At 70.3% G+C, this 15,692-nt stretch carries 14 protein-coding genes and 1 pseudogene; 6 read left to right on the top strand and 9 right to left on the bottom strand.

Annotated features, from left to right (window positions below; all coding sequences use genetic code 11):
* Positions 1–17 precede the first annotated feature (17 nt).
* Positions 18–1,259, bottom strand: coding sequence for a threonine ammonia-lyase (locus ASG29_RS04855; protein ID WP_055981102.1), 1,242 nt, complete (start codon positions 1,257–1,259; stop codon positions 18–20).
* 227 nt (positions 1,260–1,486) lie between these two features.
* Here ASG29_RS04855 and ASG29_RS04860 point away from each other — a divergent pair.
* Positions 1,487–2,335, top strand: a pseudogene (locus tag ASG29_RS04860) (NAD(P)-dependent oxidoreductase); the annotation flags it as partial.
* Positions 2,336–2,421: 86 nt separating this feature from the next.
* Positions 2,422–4,104 carry an amidohydrolase gene (locus tag ASG29_RS04865; RefSeq protein WP_055981108.1) on the top strand — a complete coding sequence of 561 codons (1,683 nt, stop codon included), beginning with the start codon at positions 2,422–2,424 and terminating at the stop codon, positions 4,102–4,104.
* A 64-nt stretch (positions 4,105–4,168) separates the two neighbouring features.
* Here ASG29_RS04865 and ASG29_RS04870 read toward each other — a convergent pair whose 3' ends face one another.
* From ASG29_RS04870 to ASG29_RS04885, 4 genes are all read right to left on the bottom strand, one after another.
* Positions 4,169–4,801, bottom strand: a complete 633-nt coding sequence (locus ASG29_RS04870) for a PEPxxWA-CTERM sorting domain-containing protein (RefSeq protein WP_235532780.1) — start codon at positions 4,799–4,801, stop codon at positions 4,169–4,171.
* A gap of 197 nt (positions 4,802–4,998) precedes the next feature.
* Positions 4,999–5,700 (bottom strand): response regulator transcription factor CtrA, encoded by a 702-nt coding sequence (gene ctrA, locus ASG29_RS04875; RefSeq protein WP_055981111.1) that lies wholly within the window; start codon positions 5,698–5,700, stop codon positions 4,999–5,001.
* A 103-nt stretch (positions 5,701–5,803) separates the two neighbouring features.
* On the bottom strand, positions 5,804–6,934 hold the full coding sequence (locus ASG29_RS04880; RefSeq protein WP_055981114.1) for an AI-2E family transporter: 1,131 nt from the start codon (positions 6,932–6,934) through the stop codon (positions 5,804–5,806).
* Positions 6,931–8,733 (bottom strand): M61 family metallopeptidase, encoded by a 1,803-nt coding sequence (locus tag ASG29_RS04885; protein ID WP_055981117.1) that lies wholly within the window; start codon positions 8,731–8,733, stop codon positions 6,931–6,933. Before ASG29_RS04885 ends, ASG29_RS04880 begins: the two co-directional genes overlap by 4 nt.
* A 230-nt stretch (positions 8,734–8,963) precedes the next feature.
* Between ASG29_RS04885 and ASG29_RS04890 the strand changes: the two genes are divergently transcribed.
* On the top strand, positions 8,964–9,632 hold the full coding sequence (locus ASG29_RS04890; RefSeq protein WP_055981119.1) for a hypothetical protein: 669 nt from the start codon (positions 8,964–8,966) through the stop codon (positions 9,630–9,632).
* A 65-nt stretch (positions 9,633–9,697) separates the two neighbouring features.
* Here ASG29_RS04890 and ASG29_RS04895 read toward each other — a convergent pair whose 3' ends face one another.
* A complete protein-coding gene (locus ASG29_RS04895) occupies positions 9,698–10,678 on the bottom strand; it encodes an SPOR domain-containing protein (RefSeq protein WP_055981120.1) in 981 nt (326 codons plus the stop codon).
* 171 nt (positions 10,679–10,849) lie between these two features.
* Between ASG29_RS04895 and ASG29_RS04900 the strand changes: the two genes are divergently transcribed.
* Genes ASG29_RS04900 through ASG29_RS04910 form a run of 3 tightly spaced genes read left to right on the top strand, consistent with a single transcriptional unit; the run spans position 10,850 to position 13,423 of the window.
* Positions 10,850–11,566: a ParA family protein gene (locus ASG29_RS04900; protein ID WP_055981121.1), complete on the top strand. Its 717-nt coding sequence runs from the start codon at positions 10,850–10,852 to the stop codon at positions 11,564–11,566.
* Positions 11,566–12,093, top strand: coding sequence for a hypothetical protein (locus ASG29_RS04905; protein WP_055981123.1), 528 nt, complete (start codon positions 11,566–11,568; stop codon positions 12,091–12,093). Before ASG29_RS04900 ends, ASG29_RS04905 begins: the two co-directional genes overlap by 1 nt.
* A gap of 22 nt (positions 12,094–12,115) precedes the next feature.
* Positions 12,116–13,423, top strand: coding sequence for an SPOR domain-containing protein (locus ASG29_RS04910; RefSeq protein WP_055981126.1), 1,308 nt, complete (start codon positions 12,116–12,118; stop codon positions 13,421–13,423).
* 280 nt (positions 13,424–13,703) lie between these two features.
* Here ASG29_RS04910 and lpdA read toward each other — a convergent pair whose 3' ends face one another.
* Genes lpdA through ASG29_RS04925 form a run of 3 tightly spaced genes read right to left on the bottom strand, consistent with a single transcriptional unit; the run spans position 13,704 to position 15,690 of the window.
* Positions 13,704–15,098, bottom strand: a complete 1,395-nt coding sequence (gene lpdA, locus ASG29_RS04915; RefSeq protein WP_055981129.1) for a dihydrolipoyl dehydrogenase — start codon at positions 15,096–15,098, stop codon at positions 13,704–13,706.
* Positions 15,099–15,116: 18 nt separating this feature from the next.
* Positions 15,117–15,497: an acyl-CoA thioesterase gene (locus tag ASG29_RS04920; protein WP_055981132.1), complete on the bottom strand. Its 381-nt coding sequence runs from the start codon at positions 15,495–15,497 to the stop codon at positions 15,117–15,119.
* The gene (locus tag ASG29_RS04925) at positions 15,490–15,690 is read right to left on the bottom strand and encodes a hypothetical protein (protein ID WP_055981135.1); all 201 of its coding nucleotides are present in this window, start codon (positions 15,688–15,690) and stop codon (positions 15,490–15,492) included. Before ASG29_RS04925 ends, ASG29_RS04920 begins: the two co-directional genes overlap by 8 nt.
* Positions 15,691–15,692 lie beyond the last annotated feature (2 nt).

A 15,692-nucleotide genomic window follows, 5' to 3' on the forward strand; every position in this document is an offset into this window, starting at 1 on the left:
CGACGCGGATGCCCGCGTCAGGCCAGCTCCACCACGCGCACCTCGTACGCCGCCTCCCCCAGCGCCGCGATCAGGCGTTCCAGATGTGCGCGGTCGCGCGTCTCGCACTCGACGTCCAGGCTCAGGCCCTTCGCGGGCAGGTTCGTGAAGATGCGCTGGTGCGACAGTTCCAGGATGTTGACCCGTTCCGCGTCGAAGATGCGCGCGACGTTGTACAGCGCGCCCGGCTGGTCCTGAAGCCGGATGCGCAACCGCGCCATCCGCCCGGACCGCGCCAGGTCGCGCAGCAGGACATAGGCCAGCAGCCGCGGGTCGATATTGCCGCCGCACAGCACGACGCCGACGGTCCGGCCGCGGAAGCGGTCGGGGTGCGCCAGCAGCGCGGCGAGGCCCGCGGCGCCCGCACCCTCGACCACCGTCTTCTCGATCTGGAGCAACAGGCTGACCGCCTCCTCCAGACTGCGTTCGCTGACCAGCACGATATCGTCGACCAGCTCGCGGACCATCGCCGACGTGAGGCCGCCCGGTTCCTTGACCGCGATCCCCTCGGCCAGCGTGTCGCCCGCGCACGGCATGTCGGTGCCGTTGATGCGATTGTACATCGACGGATACAGTTCCGCCTCCACCCCCACGACGTCGATCGGCCGCCCCTGCGCGCGCGCCACGGTCGCCATGCCGGAAATCAGCCCGCCGCCGCCGATCGGCACGACCAGCGTGTCGATCGCGGGCACATCCGCCAGCATCTCGACCGCCACCGTCCCCTGGCCCGCGATGATGCGCGCGTCGTCGAACGGATGGACGAAGGTCAGCCCGCGTTCCGCCTCCAGCGTGCGCGCGTGGGCGTAGGCGGCGTCGAACGTCTCACCCTCCAGGATCACGGTCGCGCCGTGCCCCTGCGTCTGCACGACCTTCACGATCGGCGTATTGCGCGGCATCACGATGGTAGAGGGCACGCCCAGCCGCGTGGCGTGATAGGCGAGGCCCTGCGCATGGTTGCCCGCCGACGCCGCGATGACGCCCTTCGCGCGCTGTTCGTCGGTCAGGAGCATGAGCGTGTTGAGCGCGCCGCGCTCCTTGTAGGCGGCGGTGAACTGGAGGTTCTCGAACTTCAGATACACCGTCGCGCCGGTCATTTCCGACAGGGTGCGGCTGATGAGCGTCGGCGTCCGCACGATATGCGCGGCGATCCGCGCATGGGCGGCGGTGACGTCCGCCAGCGTGACGGGGGAGGGGATATCGAGCGCGACCTGCGTAGCCATAGCGGGCGGGACTAGGCGATTGATGCAGGTAAGGGAAGGCGGGGGGCATCCGATCCCACCATCTTCCGTTCGCGTGCGCGGCCCCACATCCCCCCTCCGTTCGCCCTGAGCGAAGTCGAAGGGCATGCGCTGACGGTCGCTCACAGGCTTCGACTTCGCTCAGCCCGAACGGGGGGGCGCGCGACCAGACGTGAGGTGGCTGGCGCCCGTCTCCGACACGCTCTAATCCCACCCCCATGAAGATCGCATTCATCGGCACCGGCGTCATGGGTGCCCCCATGGCGCGCCACCTCGCCGCCGCCGGCCACGCCGTCACCGTCTACAACCGTACCCGTGCGAAGGCGGCGGCGACCGGGCTGGCCGTCGCCGACACGCCCGCGGCGGCGGCGGACGGCGCGGATGCGGTGGTCGCGTGCGTGGGCAACGACGCGGATCTGGAACAGGTGACGCTGGGCCGCGACGGCGCCTTCGCCGCGATGCGCAACGATGCGGTGTTCGTCGACCACACCACCGTGTCCGCCGCACTGGCCGAACGGCTGGCGCAGGCGCGCGCGCTGGTCGTCGACGCGCCGGTGTCGGGCGGGCAGGCGGGCGCGGAGGCGGGCAAGCTGGCGATCATGTGCGGCGGCACGCCGGCGGCGATCGCGGCGGCGCAACCCGTCATGCAGGTCTATGCCGCGCGCATCGTCCACGTCGGCGCGGCGGGCGCGGGGCAGCGGACGAAGATGGTGAACCAGATCTGCATCGCGGGCGTGCTTCAGGGCCTGTCGGAGGCGGTCCGCTTCGCGCAGAAGGCGAACCTCGACATGGACAAGGTGCTGGAGGCGATATCCGGCGGCGCGGCGCAGAGCTGGCAGATGGTCAACCGCTGGCCGACGATGACCAGAGGGGAATTCGATTTCGGCTTCGCGATCGACTGGATGCGCAAGGACCTGGGCCTCGCGCTGGCGGAGGCGAGCGCCGTCGGCGCGACGCTGCCGCTGACCGCATTGGTCGACCAATTCTATGCCGAGGTGCAGGCGATGGGCGGCGGGCGACAGGATACCAGCGCGCTGGTGCGGAGGATGGGCAAGTGACGGGTGTTCGCGACGTGGCCGAAGGCCGCACCACTCCATCCGACGTCGACTCCTCCACTCCAACCCCTCCCCTGAAGGGGAGGGGCTTGACGGTACGGCTGGTCGCAACCCTTCTCCTCGCGCCCATCCCGGCGACCGCGGACGGCCTGATCGACAATCTGCGCGGGCAGACGGTCGCCGCGGACGGGACGGTCACGCGGTTCCAGGGGATCGTCGTCGACGCGCAGGGCCGCGTCGTGCGGCTGGTGCCGGTGGGGGAGGCGCCGCAGCTGTTCACGAAACGGCAGATGAAGAAGCGCGACGGCAAGCCGTTGTGGGATTATCGCGTCGACCTCGGCGGGCGTACCGTCCTTCCCGGTTTCATCGACGCGCACGGCCACGTCATGGGCCTGGGCTTCGCCTCGCTGTCGCTCGACCTGTCGGATACGACCTCGCTCGAACAGGCGAAGGCGAAGGTCGCGGACTTCGTGCGCCGGTACCCCGACCGCAAATGGGTGATCGGACGCGGCTGGAATCAGGAGGCGTGGGGCCTCGGCCGCTTCCCGACCGCCGCCGATCTGGATGCGGTGGCGGACGGGCATCCCGTCTGGCTGGCGCGCGCGGATGGACATGCGGGCTGGGCCAGCACCGCCGCGATCCGCGCGGCGAACGTCACCGCCGCCACGCCCTCGCCCGCGGGCGGACGGATCGAACAGGCGGCGTCGGGCGCGCCCGCGGGTGTTTTCGTCGACAACGCCATGGACCTGATCGACCGCGTCGTGCCGCGCCCGCTGGCCAAGGAACGCGACGCCGCCGTCCTCGCGGCGCAGTCGCTGCTGCTGGCCGACGGGGTCACCGCGGTGGCGGACATGGGCACGACCTTGGACGACTGGCTGAGCTATCGCCGCATGGGCGACATCGGCGCGCTGCGCGTGCGGATCATGGGCTATGCCGCGGGGGTCGACACCGCCAGCACGATCGGCGGCAAGGGGCCGACGCCGTGGCTGTACGACGACCGGCTACGGCTGGGCGGCGTGAAGCTGGTGGCGGACGGCGCGCTGGGATCGCGCGGCGCGGCGTTGCAGGCGCCCTATGCCGATGCGCCGGGGCAGCGCGGGCTCACCCTGCTGACCGACACGCAATTGCAGAACCAGATGAGCCGCGCCGCGATGGACGGGTTCCAGCTGGCCGTCCATGCGATCGGCGACCGCGCCAACCGCGCGCTGCTGGATGCGATCCAGGTGTTGAGCGAGACGTACAAGGGGGATCGCCGCTGGCGCGTCGAGCATGCGCAGGTGGTCGATCCCACCGACCTGCCCCGCTTCGGCAGGTTCGGGACGATCGCGTCGGTTCAGCCGGTGCACCAGACCGGCGACCGCCTGATGGCGGAGGCGCGGCTGGGGCCGGCACGCCTTGCGGGCGCCTATGCCTGGGCGTCGCTGGCAAGGGCGGGCGCCCCATTGGCGTTCGGCACCGATTTCCCGGTCGAGCGCCCCGATCCCTGGGCCACCTGGGCGGCGGCGTTCACGCGCCGGGACGCACAGGGTCAGCCGCCGGGCGGCTGGCGCCCGGAAGAAGCCGTGACGCGCGGGCAGGCATGGTGGGCGATGACCGGCGGCGCGGCGTTCGCAGGCTTCGCGGAGAAGAAGTTCGGCAGCCTCCAGCCGGGGCAGAAGGCGGACTTCATCGTCGTCGATCGCGATCCCGCGACCGCGGACCCGGCCGCGTTGCGGCAGACGATCGTCCAGGAAACGTGGATCGGCGCGCAACGCGTGTGGCAGCGCAGGTAGCGACGCGAAAAAAGGGGCGCGGCGACCGCATGGATCGCCGCGCCCCGCTTCCCCCCGGAAGGTGTCAGGCCGTCGCCGGCTCGGCCGTGCGGCGCCGGCGCATCGCACCGCCCATCGCGCCGAAGCCCAGGATCATCAGCGCCCAGGTCGACGGTTCCGGCACCGCGGACAGCCCGATATTGTCGACATAGCCGCCCAGCGAGTCGCTGGCCCCCGTGGCGGCGAAGGTCAGCGTGGACCCCGCCGTCGCGGTGAAGCGGGCGGAATATTGCGCCCATGCGGTCGTGCTGCCGCCGCCGAGGTCGAGATTGCCCGGCGGGGTCAGCAGAACGCCGTTCAGCAGCACGCTGATCCCGTTCGAACCCGCCGCGACGTTGGGACGGGCGGAATACAGGAACGACAGGTCGTACGTGCCCGCCGCCACGATCGTGCGCGACATCATGCTGTTCCCGCTGGTGTCCAGCTCCACGAAGACGGCGCCGCCGGTCGCCGCGGGCGCGCCCGCGACGTTGTTCTGCAACTCGATGTTGGGCGATCCGGTCCATCCGTCCGCGGCCGCGACCGTCGTGAACGTGCCAGGTCCCGGTCCGCCGGAGACGCTTTCGAAGTCGGAATAGAAAATCTGCGTCGCGGCAAGCGACGGATTGGCGGCGGTCAGCGATGCGATACCGGCAATGCCGAATAACAGGTGCTTCACGATCATTCTCCCCGAAGTGATGACTAACTTCGCGGCCCGCTGCTATTCTTTAGCTTGTTGTGCAGGTTACCAAAAAATGAACGAATCGCAAGCGACCCGGAGTCCCGCCACGGCACAAGGAAAAGGCCGCGGCGCCCCCCGGCACCGCGGCCCCGTTTCCCGAAATCACGCCGGGAGAGGGTGGAGGGGACGGAAGGTCAGGCGACCTCGGCCACGACCGCGCCTTCGGGTTCGCGCAGGACATAGCCGCGGCCCCAGACGGTCTCGATGTAATTCTCGCCGTCGCACGCCATCGACAGCTTCTTGCGCAACTTGCAGATGAAGACGTCGATGATCTTCAGTTCGGGTTCGTCCATCCCGCCGTACAGGTGGTTGAGGAACATTTCCTTGGTCAGCGTCGTGCCCTTGCGGAGCGACAGCAGCTCCAGCATCGCATATTCCTTGCCGGTCAGGTGCACCCGCGCCGAATCGACCTCGACGGTCTTGGCGTCCAGGTTCACCGCCAGCTTGCCCGTGCGGATGACCGATTGCGAATGGCCCTTGGACCGGCGGACGACCGCCTGGATGCGCGCGACCAGTTCCTCGCGGTGGAAGGGCTTGGTCACGTAATCGTCCGCGCCGAAACCGAACGATCGGACCTTGCTGTCCATTTCGTTGATCCCCGACAGGATCAGCACCGGCGTCGCGACACGCGCGACGCGCAACCGCTTCAGCACGTCGTAGCCGTGCATGTCGGGCAGGTTCAGGTCGAGCAGGATGATATCGTAATCGTACAGCTTGCCGAGGTCCAAGCCCTCCTCGCCAAGATCGGTGGTGTAGACGTTGAAACCCTCGGTCGCGAGCATCAGCTCGATCGCCTTGGCAGTGGTCGGCTCGTCCTCGATCAACAGCACGCGCATGGGTTGTTCCCCTGTACCGACCATCGCTGTCGCCACCCCTGGCGCGATCCCGGCCTTGAATAATTAACCAAACCCCATCTGAACGCAAAAGGTTAATTCCGGATTAATCCAGCCGTTCCGGCGAGTCGGTCGCCGAGGGCCGCGACGGTGCCGGCTCCGGGGGACGAAGCGTGCCGCGCGCGGTGAACAACGTGCGTTCGCGCGCGCGGGGAATATCCTCGCCCAGCACTTCGCGCAGGTACAGGCTGCGTACCAGCGTGAACCCGACGACCAGGATGCCGCCGGAGAAGAACAGTCCGAACACCCCGAACACCGCGCCCGTCCCGATGATCGCGAACAGGCTGAGCGCGGGCGGGATCGCGACGACGCGACTCGTGACGAAGGGCGTGACGAAATTGGTCTGCACGACCCGCACGATCGCGAAGACCGCCAGCGCCCACAGCAGCGGCTGCGTCCCCTGCGTGGCGGCGAGGCCCAGCGCGGGCAGCATCGCCGCGATCGGGCCGACATAGGGGATGAACTCGCTCAACCCCGTCAACAGCCCCAGCGCGGCGGGGGAGGGGACGCCCGCCAGCCACAGGCCGACGCCGACCATCACCCCCATCGACGTCATCTGGATCAATTGCGCGCGCAGCCACAGCAGCAACGTCGACCCGACGTCGCCCATCGCATCCTCTACCGCCGCGCGCTTGGCGGGCGGGATCAGCAGCAGGAAGCCGCGTTCGTACACCTTGGGATCGACCGCGAAGAAGATCGCGCCGAACAGGACCAGCACGGTGTTCAGCATCAGTTCGCCGACTCCGCGCGCCAGCTCCCCGATGTCCTGCGCCACCCGGCTGCCCGCGAACGCCGCCTGCACCGCATCCGCGATCTTCTCCCCCACCGGGGATCGCGACATCCACGCATCGAGCTGCGCCACCAACGTGGGCAACCGTTCGACCAGCAGGTTCACCTGGCTGCGGAATTCCACGCCGAACAGCCAGCCCAGGAACCCCATCACGCCCAGCACGCTCAGGATGGCGCAGGCCATCGCGGGCCGCGCGGGCAGGCGCGCATGGGTCCGGTACAGTTCGGCGATGGCGTGGATCGCGATCGCGACCAGGATCGATCCGAACGCCAGGATCAGCAGGTGCTGCGCCAGGTACAGCATCGTCGCGACGACGCCGATGACGACGATCCACAGGATCCGGCGGATGAAGCGCGAATCGGCCTCGTCCGGGCTCAGGCGGTTCATGCGCCCAGCCACGCGGCGCGGAACCGGCGTTGCCGCGCGGTCGGGCGCCTGCCCGTCGATTCCACGCGTACCAGTTCCACCGCCGGATCCGCGATCGCGGTCAGGATGCCGTCGCGCATCGCGTCGCGCTGGAGGAAGCGCAGCCGCACGCTCGTCCCCGGCCGCATCGCGTCCAGTGCGGCGCGGACCGCGACCGCGTCGCCCACGGCCATGCCGTCGATCGCGATCAGGCGGTCGCCCTTCTCGATCCCGGCGCGATGCAGCGGCGTGTCGCGCGCGGGATAGCCCGACAGGACGACGCCGTCCGCGGCCTGTTCCACGCCGATGCCGCCGATCCACCCGACACCCGGACGGGCCGGGCGCAGCACCAGCCCCGCCTGCGCCAGCAGCGGCGCCAGGTCGGGCAGGCCGCTGCCGTCGATGGTGTCGGCGAAGAAACGGTCGGCGAACGCCTGATCCTTCGTCACCGTGCCCAGCGCGCGGCGCAGGTCGCCTTGCGTATACGGTTTTTCCGCCCGCCCGTGCGTGCGCCACAACAGGCGCATGTAATCGTCCAGCGTCACGCCGCGGAACCGCTGGCGCAGCGTCAGGTCAAGCGCGAGCGCGATCGCCTGGCCGTAGGGGTAATAGGAAAGGTAGATGTCCGGCGCGGCGGGATCGATCGACACCGCCGCGTCCGCGAACGGCGCGCGCAGGCTCATCTCGCGCGGGCCGCCGACCGCGCGTGCGGGTGCGTTCAGCACCTGGTCCAGGTTCGCCGACGTGCCCGCCAGCCATTCGTCGAACGTCCCGACCTTCGCACGCAACGTCGTCAGCGGGCCGTAGTAATTGGTGAAGCCTTCCGCGAACCACAGCGACGGGGTGGGGTTCGCGCGGGTGAAATCGAACGGCTCCAGTTCCGCGGGGCGCAGCCGTTCGACGTTCCACGCATGGAAGAATTCGTGCGCCAGCGTCGACAGCGACGGCTTGCCCGATCCGCTGATGACGGTGGAATTGCGGTGTTCCATGCCGTCGCCCGCCATCCAGGGCAGGTAATCGGCGAGGAACGTGTAGGTGCCGAAGTCGAACGGCGGCGCCTCGCCCCACATCCTGACCTGCTCGTCGACGATCCGCTTCGCCGCATCGGCGAAGGCGTCCGCCTCGCCGTCCGGGACCTGTGCGTGCAGCGCGATGCGGATGCGGTGTCCGCTGCCCGGCAGGGTCCATTCGCGCCGGCGGTGGGGGCCGACCTCGATCGGACTGTCCATCAGGTAGGGCAGGTCCGGCGCCGACCAGCGGCCGTCGGCCTCCTGCTTCAGCTGCGTGGCCACCTGCCACGTCGCGGGCTGCCCCACGAACGCGACACGGGCGGCGCGCGCATCCTGCCCGACCGCCCACAGGAACGTCGCGGGGGCGTTCAGGTGCGCGTGGGTGGCGTCGATCTGCGCATAGGTGCCGTCGCCGCGGTCCCCGAACAGGGTGTAGGCGACGCTGACGGTGCCGTCGTGCGACGCCACGGACCACCCGTACGGATCGTCGCGCACGACCGGCAGCGCACGCCCCGCGCCGTCGACCGCGGACACCGCGTAGACGTTCTTCGCGAACTCGTGCAGCGCATAGCGTCCCGGCGAGGACCGGGCCATCTGGAACCGCACCGGGCCGGGCGGCAGCGCGCGCCACGTCGCGGTCACGCGTGCCGTATGATGCGCCGCGTCGGCCAGTGCGACGCTGTATTCCACCGGCGGCGCGGCCGGTGCCTGCGCCGCGACCGGGGCGGCGGGCAGCGCGGCGGCAAGGCCCAGGGCGATGATGTGGCGCATGTGTTTCCCCGTGACGACGCGCCGCGGCGGAGGCGTCCGCGGGCATGATTGCCCGTCCGCGGCACGATCGGCAAGGTCGCGCCGTGCCTGTCGGACGACGAGCCGAGCCGTTGCGTTCACCCCCGCGACAGCCGGTCGGCGGGATAATGGCGGTTCCAATTCACCATCGGTCCGGGAACCCGGCGCGTCGCAGCGTCGTTGCCCGACCGTATCAAAGCAGGAGCATGCCCATGAAGCATATCGTTCTGACCGCCCTTCTCCTCGGCTCGACCGCCACGGCGGCATCGGCCCAGACCACGCCCGCGCCGGCGCCCGCCGCCCCGGCCACCGCGGGTGCGGCCGTCGCCGCGGGCGCGACCGTCTACGACACCGCGGGCGGCGTCGTCGGCACGATCGCGAGCACCGACGGCACGAACGCCGTCATCGACACGGGCACCGTAAAGGCGGCGGTGCCGCTGACCTCGCTCGGCGCCGGCACCAAGGGCCCGGTCATGGCCATGACCAAGGCGCAGCTCGATGCCGCGGCGGGGCAGCAGCAGGCGCAGGCCTCGGCGGAATTCAAGTCGAAGCTCGTGCCCGGCGCGACGGTGTACGGCACGGGCGGTGCGTCGCTCGGCACGATCAAGACCGCGGATGCGACCAACGTCACGATCACGACGCCGCAGGGTGACGCCGTCGTCCCGGTCGGGGGCTTCGGTCCTGGACCGCAGGGCGTGACGCTGGGCATGACCGCAGCGCAATTGTCGGCGGCGATGGGCGCGGCGGCGCAGGTCGCGGGCAACACCACCACGACCGAGGCGACGACGACGACCACCGCCCCTGGGGACGGCGGGAGTGCGACGGCGACCACGACCACCACGACGACCGAGAAGAAGACGACCAAGCGCAAGCCGCGCTGAATCGCGGTCGCGAACAGTGACGACGGGCGGTCCGGGTTCACCCCGGGCCGCCCTTTTTTCACCCGCTATCGCGCCACCACGACGCAGCCGCCGCCCGCGCGCGCGCAGGCGCGCTGCGCATCGGTGCGGCTGGCGAAGCCGGTGGCCTGCAACTTGGTCAGGCCGCCCGCGCCGACATAGGCGGGCGCGCCGCCGACCCTGTCGCCGACCTGCGACCACAGGGCACGCGCATTGGCCGCGTCGCGGAACGCGCCAAGCTGCACGCGCCAGCGTCCGGCCGCCGTCGCCCTGGGCGCGACCGATTTCGGTGCCGGGGGCTTCGCGGCGACGGTCGCGGCGACGGGTGCGCTGGGCACCGTTACCGGTTTCGGTGCGGCGGCGACGCGCGGCGAGCGACGCGTGGCGGCCGGGGAGGCGGCATCCGCGACCCTGCTGGGCGCGATCGGCACGGTGCCGACGGGCGTGCCCGCCCCCGCCGTCGCGGTGCGGCCGTCGGCTTCGATCCTTTTCGCCAGCACGATGCCCTCGCGCCGTTGCGCCTCGGGAATGTAGCGGTCCATCTGCGCCAGCGTCTGCGATCCCTGCGGCAGGCCCTGCTGCGACGCGCGGGTGACCAGCGCATAGGCGCGCGTCCAGTCGCGCGTCACCGCATCGCCGTTGAACAGCATCGTGCCCAGCACCAGTTCGCTGCGTTTCTCGTCACGCGCGACGGATTTCTCCAGCCACGGCAGCGCCTCCGCCTTCTTGCCGTCCTGGAACAGCGCGAGGCCGTAATTCTCCACCGCCTTGGGATGGCCCTGTACCGCGGCCTTGCGGAACCATTCCGTGGCCGCGGCCTGATCGACCGCGACCCCGCGGCCCAGCTTGTACGCCTGGCCCAGGTTGAACTGCGCATCGGCGTCGCCGTTCGCCGCGGGGCCACGCCATTCGGCCACCGCCCGCGCGAACTCGCCGCGCCCCCACGCTTCGACCCCCGCCTTGACGTCCGCCATCGCGGGCGTCGCCGTCACGGCCGCCATCACCACTGCCGCCAGGTATCGCTTCATTTCCCCACCCCTCCGCCGGGAAGTCCCATCATGCACGACACCGCGCATAGTGAGCAAAGATTAACCAGCCGTCATCCCGAAACGGGACTTAATGTTCTCCATTAACCTTTCCTCCACTCCGCTCTGCGATCCCGTCGGCTGAAACATTACGCGGGGAGTGCGACGGAAATCATGCGTGTGCTGGCTATGGCATCGCAGAAGGGCGGATCGGGCAAGACCACGCTGTCGGGGCACCTAGCGGTGCAGGCGCAGCTGGCGGGTGCCGGACCGGTCGTTCTGATCGACATCGATCCGCAAGGCTCGCTGGCGGACTGGTGGAACGAGCGCGAGGACGAATATCCCGCCTTCGCGCAGACCACGGTCGCGCGGCTCGCCGCCGATCTCGAGGTGTTGCGGCAGCAGGGGTTCAAGCTGGCGGTGGTGGACACGCCCCCCGCGATCACCGTGGCGATCCAGAGCGTCATCCAGGTCGCCGAGCTGATCGTCATCCCCACCCGCCCGAGCCCGCACGACCTGCGTGCCGTCGGTGCCACGGTCGACCTGTGCGAACGATCGGGAAAGCCGCTGATCTTCGTCGTCAACGCGGCGACGCCCAAGGCGCGGATCACGTCCGACGCCGCGGTCGCGCTGTCGCAGCACGGCACGGTCGCGCCGATCACGGTCCACCAGCGGACCGATTTCGCCGCATCGATGATCGATGGCCGCACCGTCATGGAATGCGATCCCAAGAGCCGGTCCGCCGCGGAAATCACCGCCTTGTGGGAATATATCTCGGACCGGCTGGAGAAGAATTTCCGCCGGACCGTGTTCGCGCCGCCCAAGACGCCCGCCGGCTTCCCGCCGCTGCGTCCGCAAGGGGGCGGCTTCGGCCGCCGGGTGGTGGGCTGATGCTGGGCGGAGCAAAGCCGCTGGCGTCGCTGTCCTCGACGCTGCTCGCGCGCAAGGGGCAGGCGCGTCCCGCGATGCGGCGGCAGGGCGGGCTCGCCTCGCTGGCCACCGCGGGCGACGACCTGGGCTGGAACGACATGGGCGAGCCGCTGCCGTTGCCGCCGGTGCTGGAGGAGCGCGCGCATCTGGTCAAGGCGATCGCCCCGGCGTCGCTGTCCGCGCCCGCCGCGGAACCGGAGCCGGTCGCCACGCCCCCGGTCGTGCAGGTCGCGCCGGTCGAGGAGGTCGCCTACGGCGCCGCCGTCGCACCGGTCGCGCCGGACATCGTCGCCGCGACGGTCGCGCAGGCGGGGAGGAAGGCGGCGTTCACGCTGCGGCTCGACGCCGAACGCCACCTGCGGCTGCGGCTGGCGTCCGCCGCCCGCGGTCGATCGGCCCAGCAACTCGTCGTCGAGGCGCTCGACGCGCTCATCGCCACCATGCCCGAGGTCGAGGCGCTGCGCGGGCAGCTCCCGGCGGGCGCCTGACACGTTTCGGGGGGAATAGATCATGAAGCTGCATGTCGCCGGTGCCGGCCTTGCCGTCCTGCTCGTCGCGGGGACCGTCTCCGCGGTCGCCGATTCGCGCCACGATTCGCGTCAGGAGAAGAAGGCGTCGCAGGCCGCGGTGACGGCGGGCAAGGCGCTGAAGAAGCACCAGTGGGAAAAGGCCATCCTCGCGGCGGAGGCGGCGGTGGCGCTGAACCCGGGCGATGCGGGATATCGCGCGTTGCTGGGTAGCGCGTATCTGAAGGGCGGTCGCTTCGCCTCGGCGGAGACGGCGTATCACGACGTCCTGACGTTGCAGCCCGACAATGCGCAGGTGGCGCTGAACATGGCGTTGGCCCAGGTCGGGGCAGGCCGCTGGGCGGAGGCGCGCGCGACGCTGGACCGCCACGCATCGGGCATGAACCCGGCGGATCGCGGGCTGGCGATCGCGCTGGCGGGCGATCCCGCGGCGGCGGTGGAGATATTGACCGCCGCCACGCGCACGCCGGGCGCGGACGCGAAGACGCGGCAGAATCTGGCGCTCGCCATGGCGCTGGCGGGGCAGTGGCAGGAGGCACGCGCGCTCGTCGGGCTGGACCTGGCGCCGCTGGACGCGGACCGGCGGATCGTCGAATGGGCGGAATTCGCGCGGCCCGGATCGGCATCGGACCAGGTCGCCAGGCTGCTGGGCGTCACGCCCGTGGCGGACCCGGGGCAGCCGGTCGCGCTGGCGCTGGCCGGCACCGTCCCCGTCGTCGCCGCGAAGGAAGCGCCGATCGAGAGTTTCATGCCCGGCCCGGCCGATCCGGTCGTCGAGGAAGCGGCGGTCGAGGCGCCCGCGCGCGGCCCCGTGGCGGTCCCCGCCGCGGTCGAGCTTGCGCAGGCGCCCGTGGCGGCGTCCGTCATGGCCGCGCCGGTCACGCCGCGCCTGATCGCCGCGCCCGCACCGTATAAGATCATGACGACGCAGCGCTTCACGCCGCGCGCGGTCAAGGCGCCGTCGCCCCGCGTCGCGGCCCGCCCGCCGGCGAAGGGCGAGTGGGTCGTGCAGATCGGCGCGTTCCAGAACGCCGCGGTCGCAAAGGATGCCTGGACCCGCGCCGCGCGCCGCTTCCCGACGCTGGCGGGGCATGTGCCCGGCGGCGTGAACATGGCGCTGCGCGGCGCGAATTTCTATCGCCTGTCGGTCGGCGGCTTCGCCCGCGCCGACGCGGTGTCGCTGTGCCGCAGCTATCGCGCGAAGGGCGGCGTCTGCTTCGTCCGCCACCAGGCCGGCGACCAGATCGCGTCCTGGGCGCGGCCGAAGGGGATACAGCTGGCGTCGCGCTAGCCGGAATCGCTTACCCCGCGCAGGCGGGACGGTCGCGATGGCCCGGGCGCGGGCCCCCGGCACGCCGTCACCCCGGACGTGTTCCGGGGTCCATCGTGCCGCCAGATCAACGGTCGCCGCTCTCGCGGCGCGATGGATGCCGGGACAAGCCCGGCATGACGGAACGGGCTTTCGAAAAAGGTCCCGAAGGCCGGGCTCTCGACGGAATGCCCGTCGTGAGGTGCGTTCCGCTTCGTTACCACGGCCGCTCCATCTGAACCCCGGTCTTCGCGGGGAAACGTCAGATATGCACCGCGCGCCCGTACGCGCCCAGCACGCTCTCGTGCATCATCTCCGACAGCGTCGGGTGCGCGAACACCGTCTCCATCAATTCCGCCTCCGTCGTCTCCAGCTGGCGCGCGACGACATAGCCCTGGATCAGCTCGGTCACTTCCGCGCCCACCATGTGCGCGCCCAGCAATTCGCCGGTCTTGGCGTCGAACACGGTCTTGATGAAGCCGTCCGCCTCGCCCAGCGCGATCGCCTTGCCGTTGCCGATGAAGGGGAATTTCCCGACCTTCAACGCGTGCCCGGCTTCCTTCGCCTTCGCCTCGGTCAGGCCGACGCTGGCGACCTGCGGGCGCGAATAGGTGCAGCCGGGGATGTTCCACGTCTCGAACGGATGCGGGTTTTCGCCCGCCAGCTTCTCGACGCACACGATCCCCTCGTGGCTCGCCTTGTGCGCCAGCCACGGCGCGCCGGTGACGTCGCCGATGGCGTAGATGCCCTCCACGTTCGTCCGCCCGAAACCGTCGACCTTGACGTGGCCGCGTTCGGTTTCGACACCCAGCGCCTCCAGACCGATCTCCTCGGTATTGGGGACGATGCCGATCGCGACGACGACGTGGCTGTACTCCTCCGTCGCGACCTTGCCATCCTTGCCCTTGATCGCGGCCTTCACACCGGTGGCCGACGTCTCGATCTTCTCCACGCCCGCGCCGGTGACGATGCGGATGCCGTCCTTGGTCAGCCGCTTCTCCATGAAGGCGCTGACTTCCTCGTCCTCGACCGGCAGGATGCGGGGCAGCATCTCCACGATCGTGACCTCGGCGCCCATGTCGTTGTAGAAGCTGGCGAACTCCACCCCGATCGCGCCCGATCCGATGACCAGCAGCTTCGTCGGCATGACCTCGGGCACCATCGCGTGGCGGTACGTCCAGATACGCTTCCCGTCCGCCTTCGCGAACGGCAGGTCGCGCGCCCGCGCGCCGGTGGCGATCAGGATGTGCTTCGCCGACAGTTCCGTGGTCTTGTCGCCCTGCGTGACCGCCAATTTGCCCTTCCCGAGCAGCTTGCCGACACCCTCGTGCACCGCGACCTTGTGCTTCTTCATCAGGCCCTTGACGCCCGCGTTGAGCTGTCCCGACACCTTCCGGCTGCGCTCCACCACCTTGGCCAGGTCGAAGCCGATATTGTCCGCCTTCAGCCCGTAATCGGCGGCGTGGGTCATGTAATGATAGATCTCGCTCGTCCGCAGCAGCGCCTTGGTCGGGATACAGCCCCAGTTGAGGCAGATGCCGCCCAGCCGCTCGCGCTCCACGATGGCGACCTTCAGCCCGAGCTGCGAAGCGCGGATCGCGGCGACATAGCCGCCGGGGCCGGAGCCGAGGACGATGAGGTCGTAGGTGTCAGCCACTGTCAGTCTCCTGGGGTATCAGGCGTCGACCGGGCGCGGGCGCCGGTCGCGGTCGATCGCAACGAACGTGAAATCCGCCTCCGTCACCTTGCGGGTGGTTTCGCGGTGGCGGTCGCGGGCATGCGCCTCCACCGCGATGGTCAGCGAGGTCCGGCCCACCTTCACCACTTCGGCGTACACGCTCACCTCGTCGCCGACGTGGACCGGCGACAGGAACTTCATCCCGTCCATCGCGATCGTCACCGCGCGCCCCTTGGCGCGCCGTGCGGCGACCAGTCCGGCGGCCGAGTCCATCAGGCTCATCAACCATCCGCCGAAGATGTCGCCATAGGCGTTGGCGTCCGCCGGCATCGCGGTGACGCGCAGCGCGGGATCGCGGGTGGCAATCGCTTCAGTCATGTCGCACCCGCCGCACATCCCGCGCCGACAGAAGCGCCACCGCAACCATCGTCGCCGCTCCCACGGTCCAGATCGTCTCGCGTCCCTGCGGATAGCTCCACGCCGCGCCCGCGAACACCAAAGCGGTGATGCCAAGCGCCAGCAGCGCCCAGGCGATCTCGCTCGCCATCGGATCGATCGTCATCCGCGTCATGC

This window comes from Sphingomonas sp. Leaf412, assembly GCF_001425405.1.
Lineage (GTDB): Bacteria > Pseudomonadota > Alphaproteobacteria > Sphingomonadales > Sphingomonadaceae > Sphingomonas.

What these genes read in the sequence shown, in the direction of transcription:
- ASG29_RS04895 (WP_055981120.1), bottom strand. Translation starts at nt 10,678, where the DNA reads ATGAAGCGATACCTGGCGGCAGTGGTGATGGCGGCCGTGACGGCGACG.
- ASG29_RS04885 (WP_055981117.1), bottom strand. Translation starts at nt 8,733, where the DNA reads ATGCGCCACATCATCGCCCTGGGCCTTGCCGCCGCGCTGCCCGCCGCC.
- ASG29_RS04880 (WP_055981114.1), bottom strand. Translation starts at nt 6,934, where the DNA reads ATGAACCGCCTGAGCCCGGACGAGGCCGATTCGCGCTTCATCCGCCGG.
- ctrA (WP_055981111.1), bottom strand. Translation starts at nt 5,700, where the DNA reads ATGCGCGTGCTGTTGATCGAGGACGAGCCGACCACTGCCAAGGCGATC.
- ASG29_RS04925 (WP_055981135.1), bottom strand. Translation starts at nt 15,690, where the DNA reads ATGACGCGGATGACGATCGATCCGATGGCGAGCGAGATCGCCTGGGCG.
- ASG29_RS04855 (WP_055981102.1), bottom strand. Translation starts at nt 1,259, where the DNA reads ATGGCTACGCAGGTCGCGCTCGATATCCCCTCCCCCGTCACGCTGGCG.
- ASG29_RS04910 (WP_055981126.1), top strand. Translation starts at nt 12,116, where the DNA reads ATGAAGCTGCATGTCGCCGGTGCCGGCCTTGCCGTCCTGCTCGTCGCG.
- ASG29_RS04905 (WP_055981123.1), top strand. Translation starts at nt 11,566, where the DNA reads ATGCTGGGCGGAGCAAAGCCGCTGGCGTCGCTGTCCTCGACGCTGCTC.
- ASG29_RS04920 (WP_055981132.1), bottom strand. Translation starts at nt 15,497, where the DNA reads ATGACTGAAGCGATTGCCACCCGCGATCCCGCGCTGCGCGTCACCGCG.
- ASG29_RS04900 (WP_055981121.1), top strand. Translation starts at nt 10,850, where the DNA reads ATGCGTGTGCTGGCTATGGCATCGCAGAAGGGCGGATCGGGCAAGACC.
- ASG29_RS04890 (WP_055981119.1), top strand. Translation starts at nt 8,964, where the DNA reads ATGAAGCATATCGTTCTGACCGCCCTTCTCCTCGGCTCGACCGCCACG.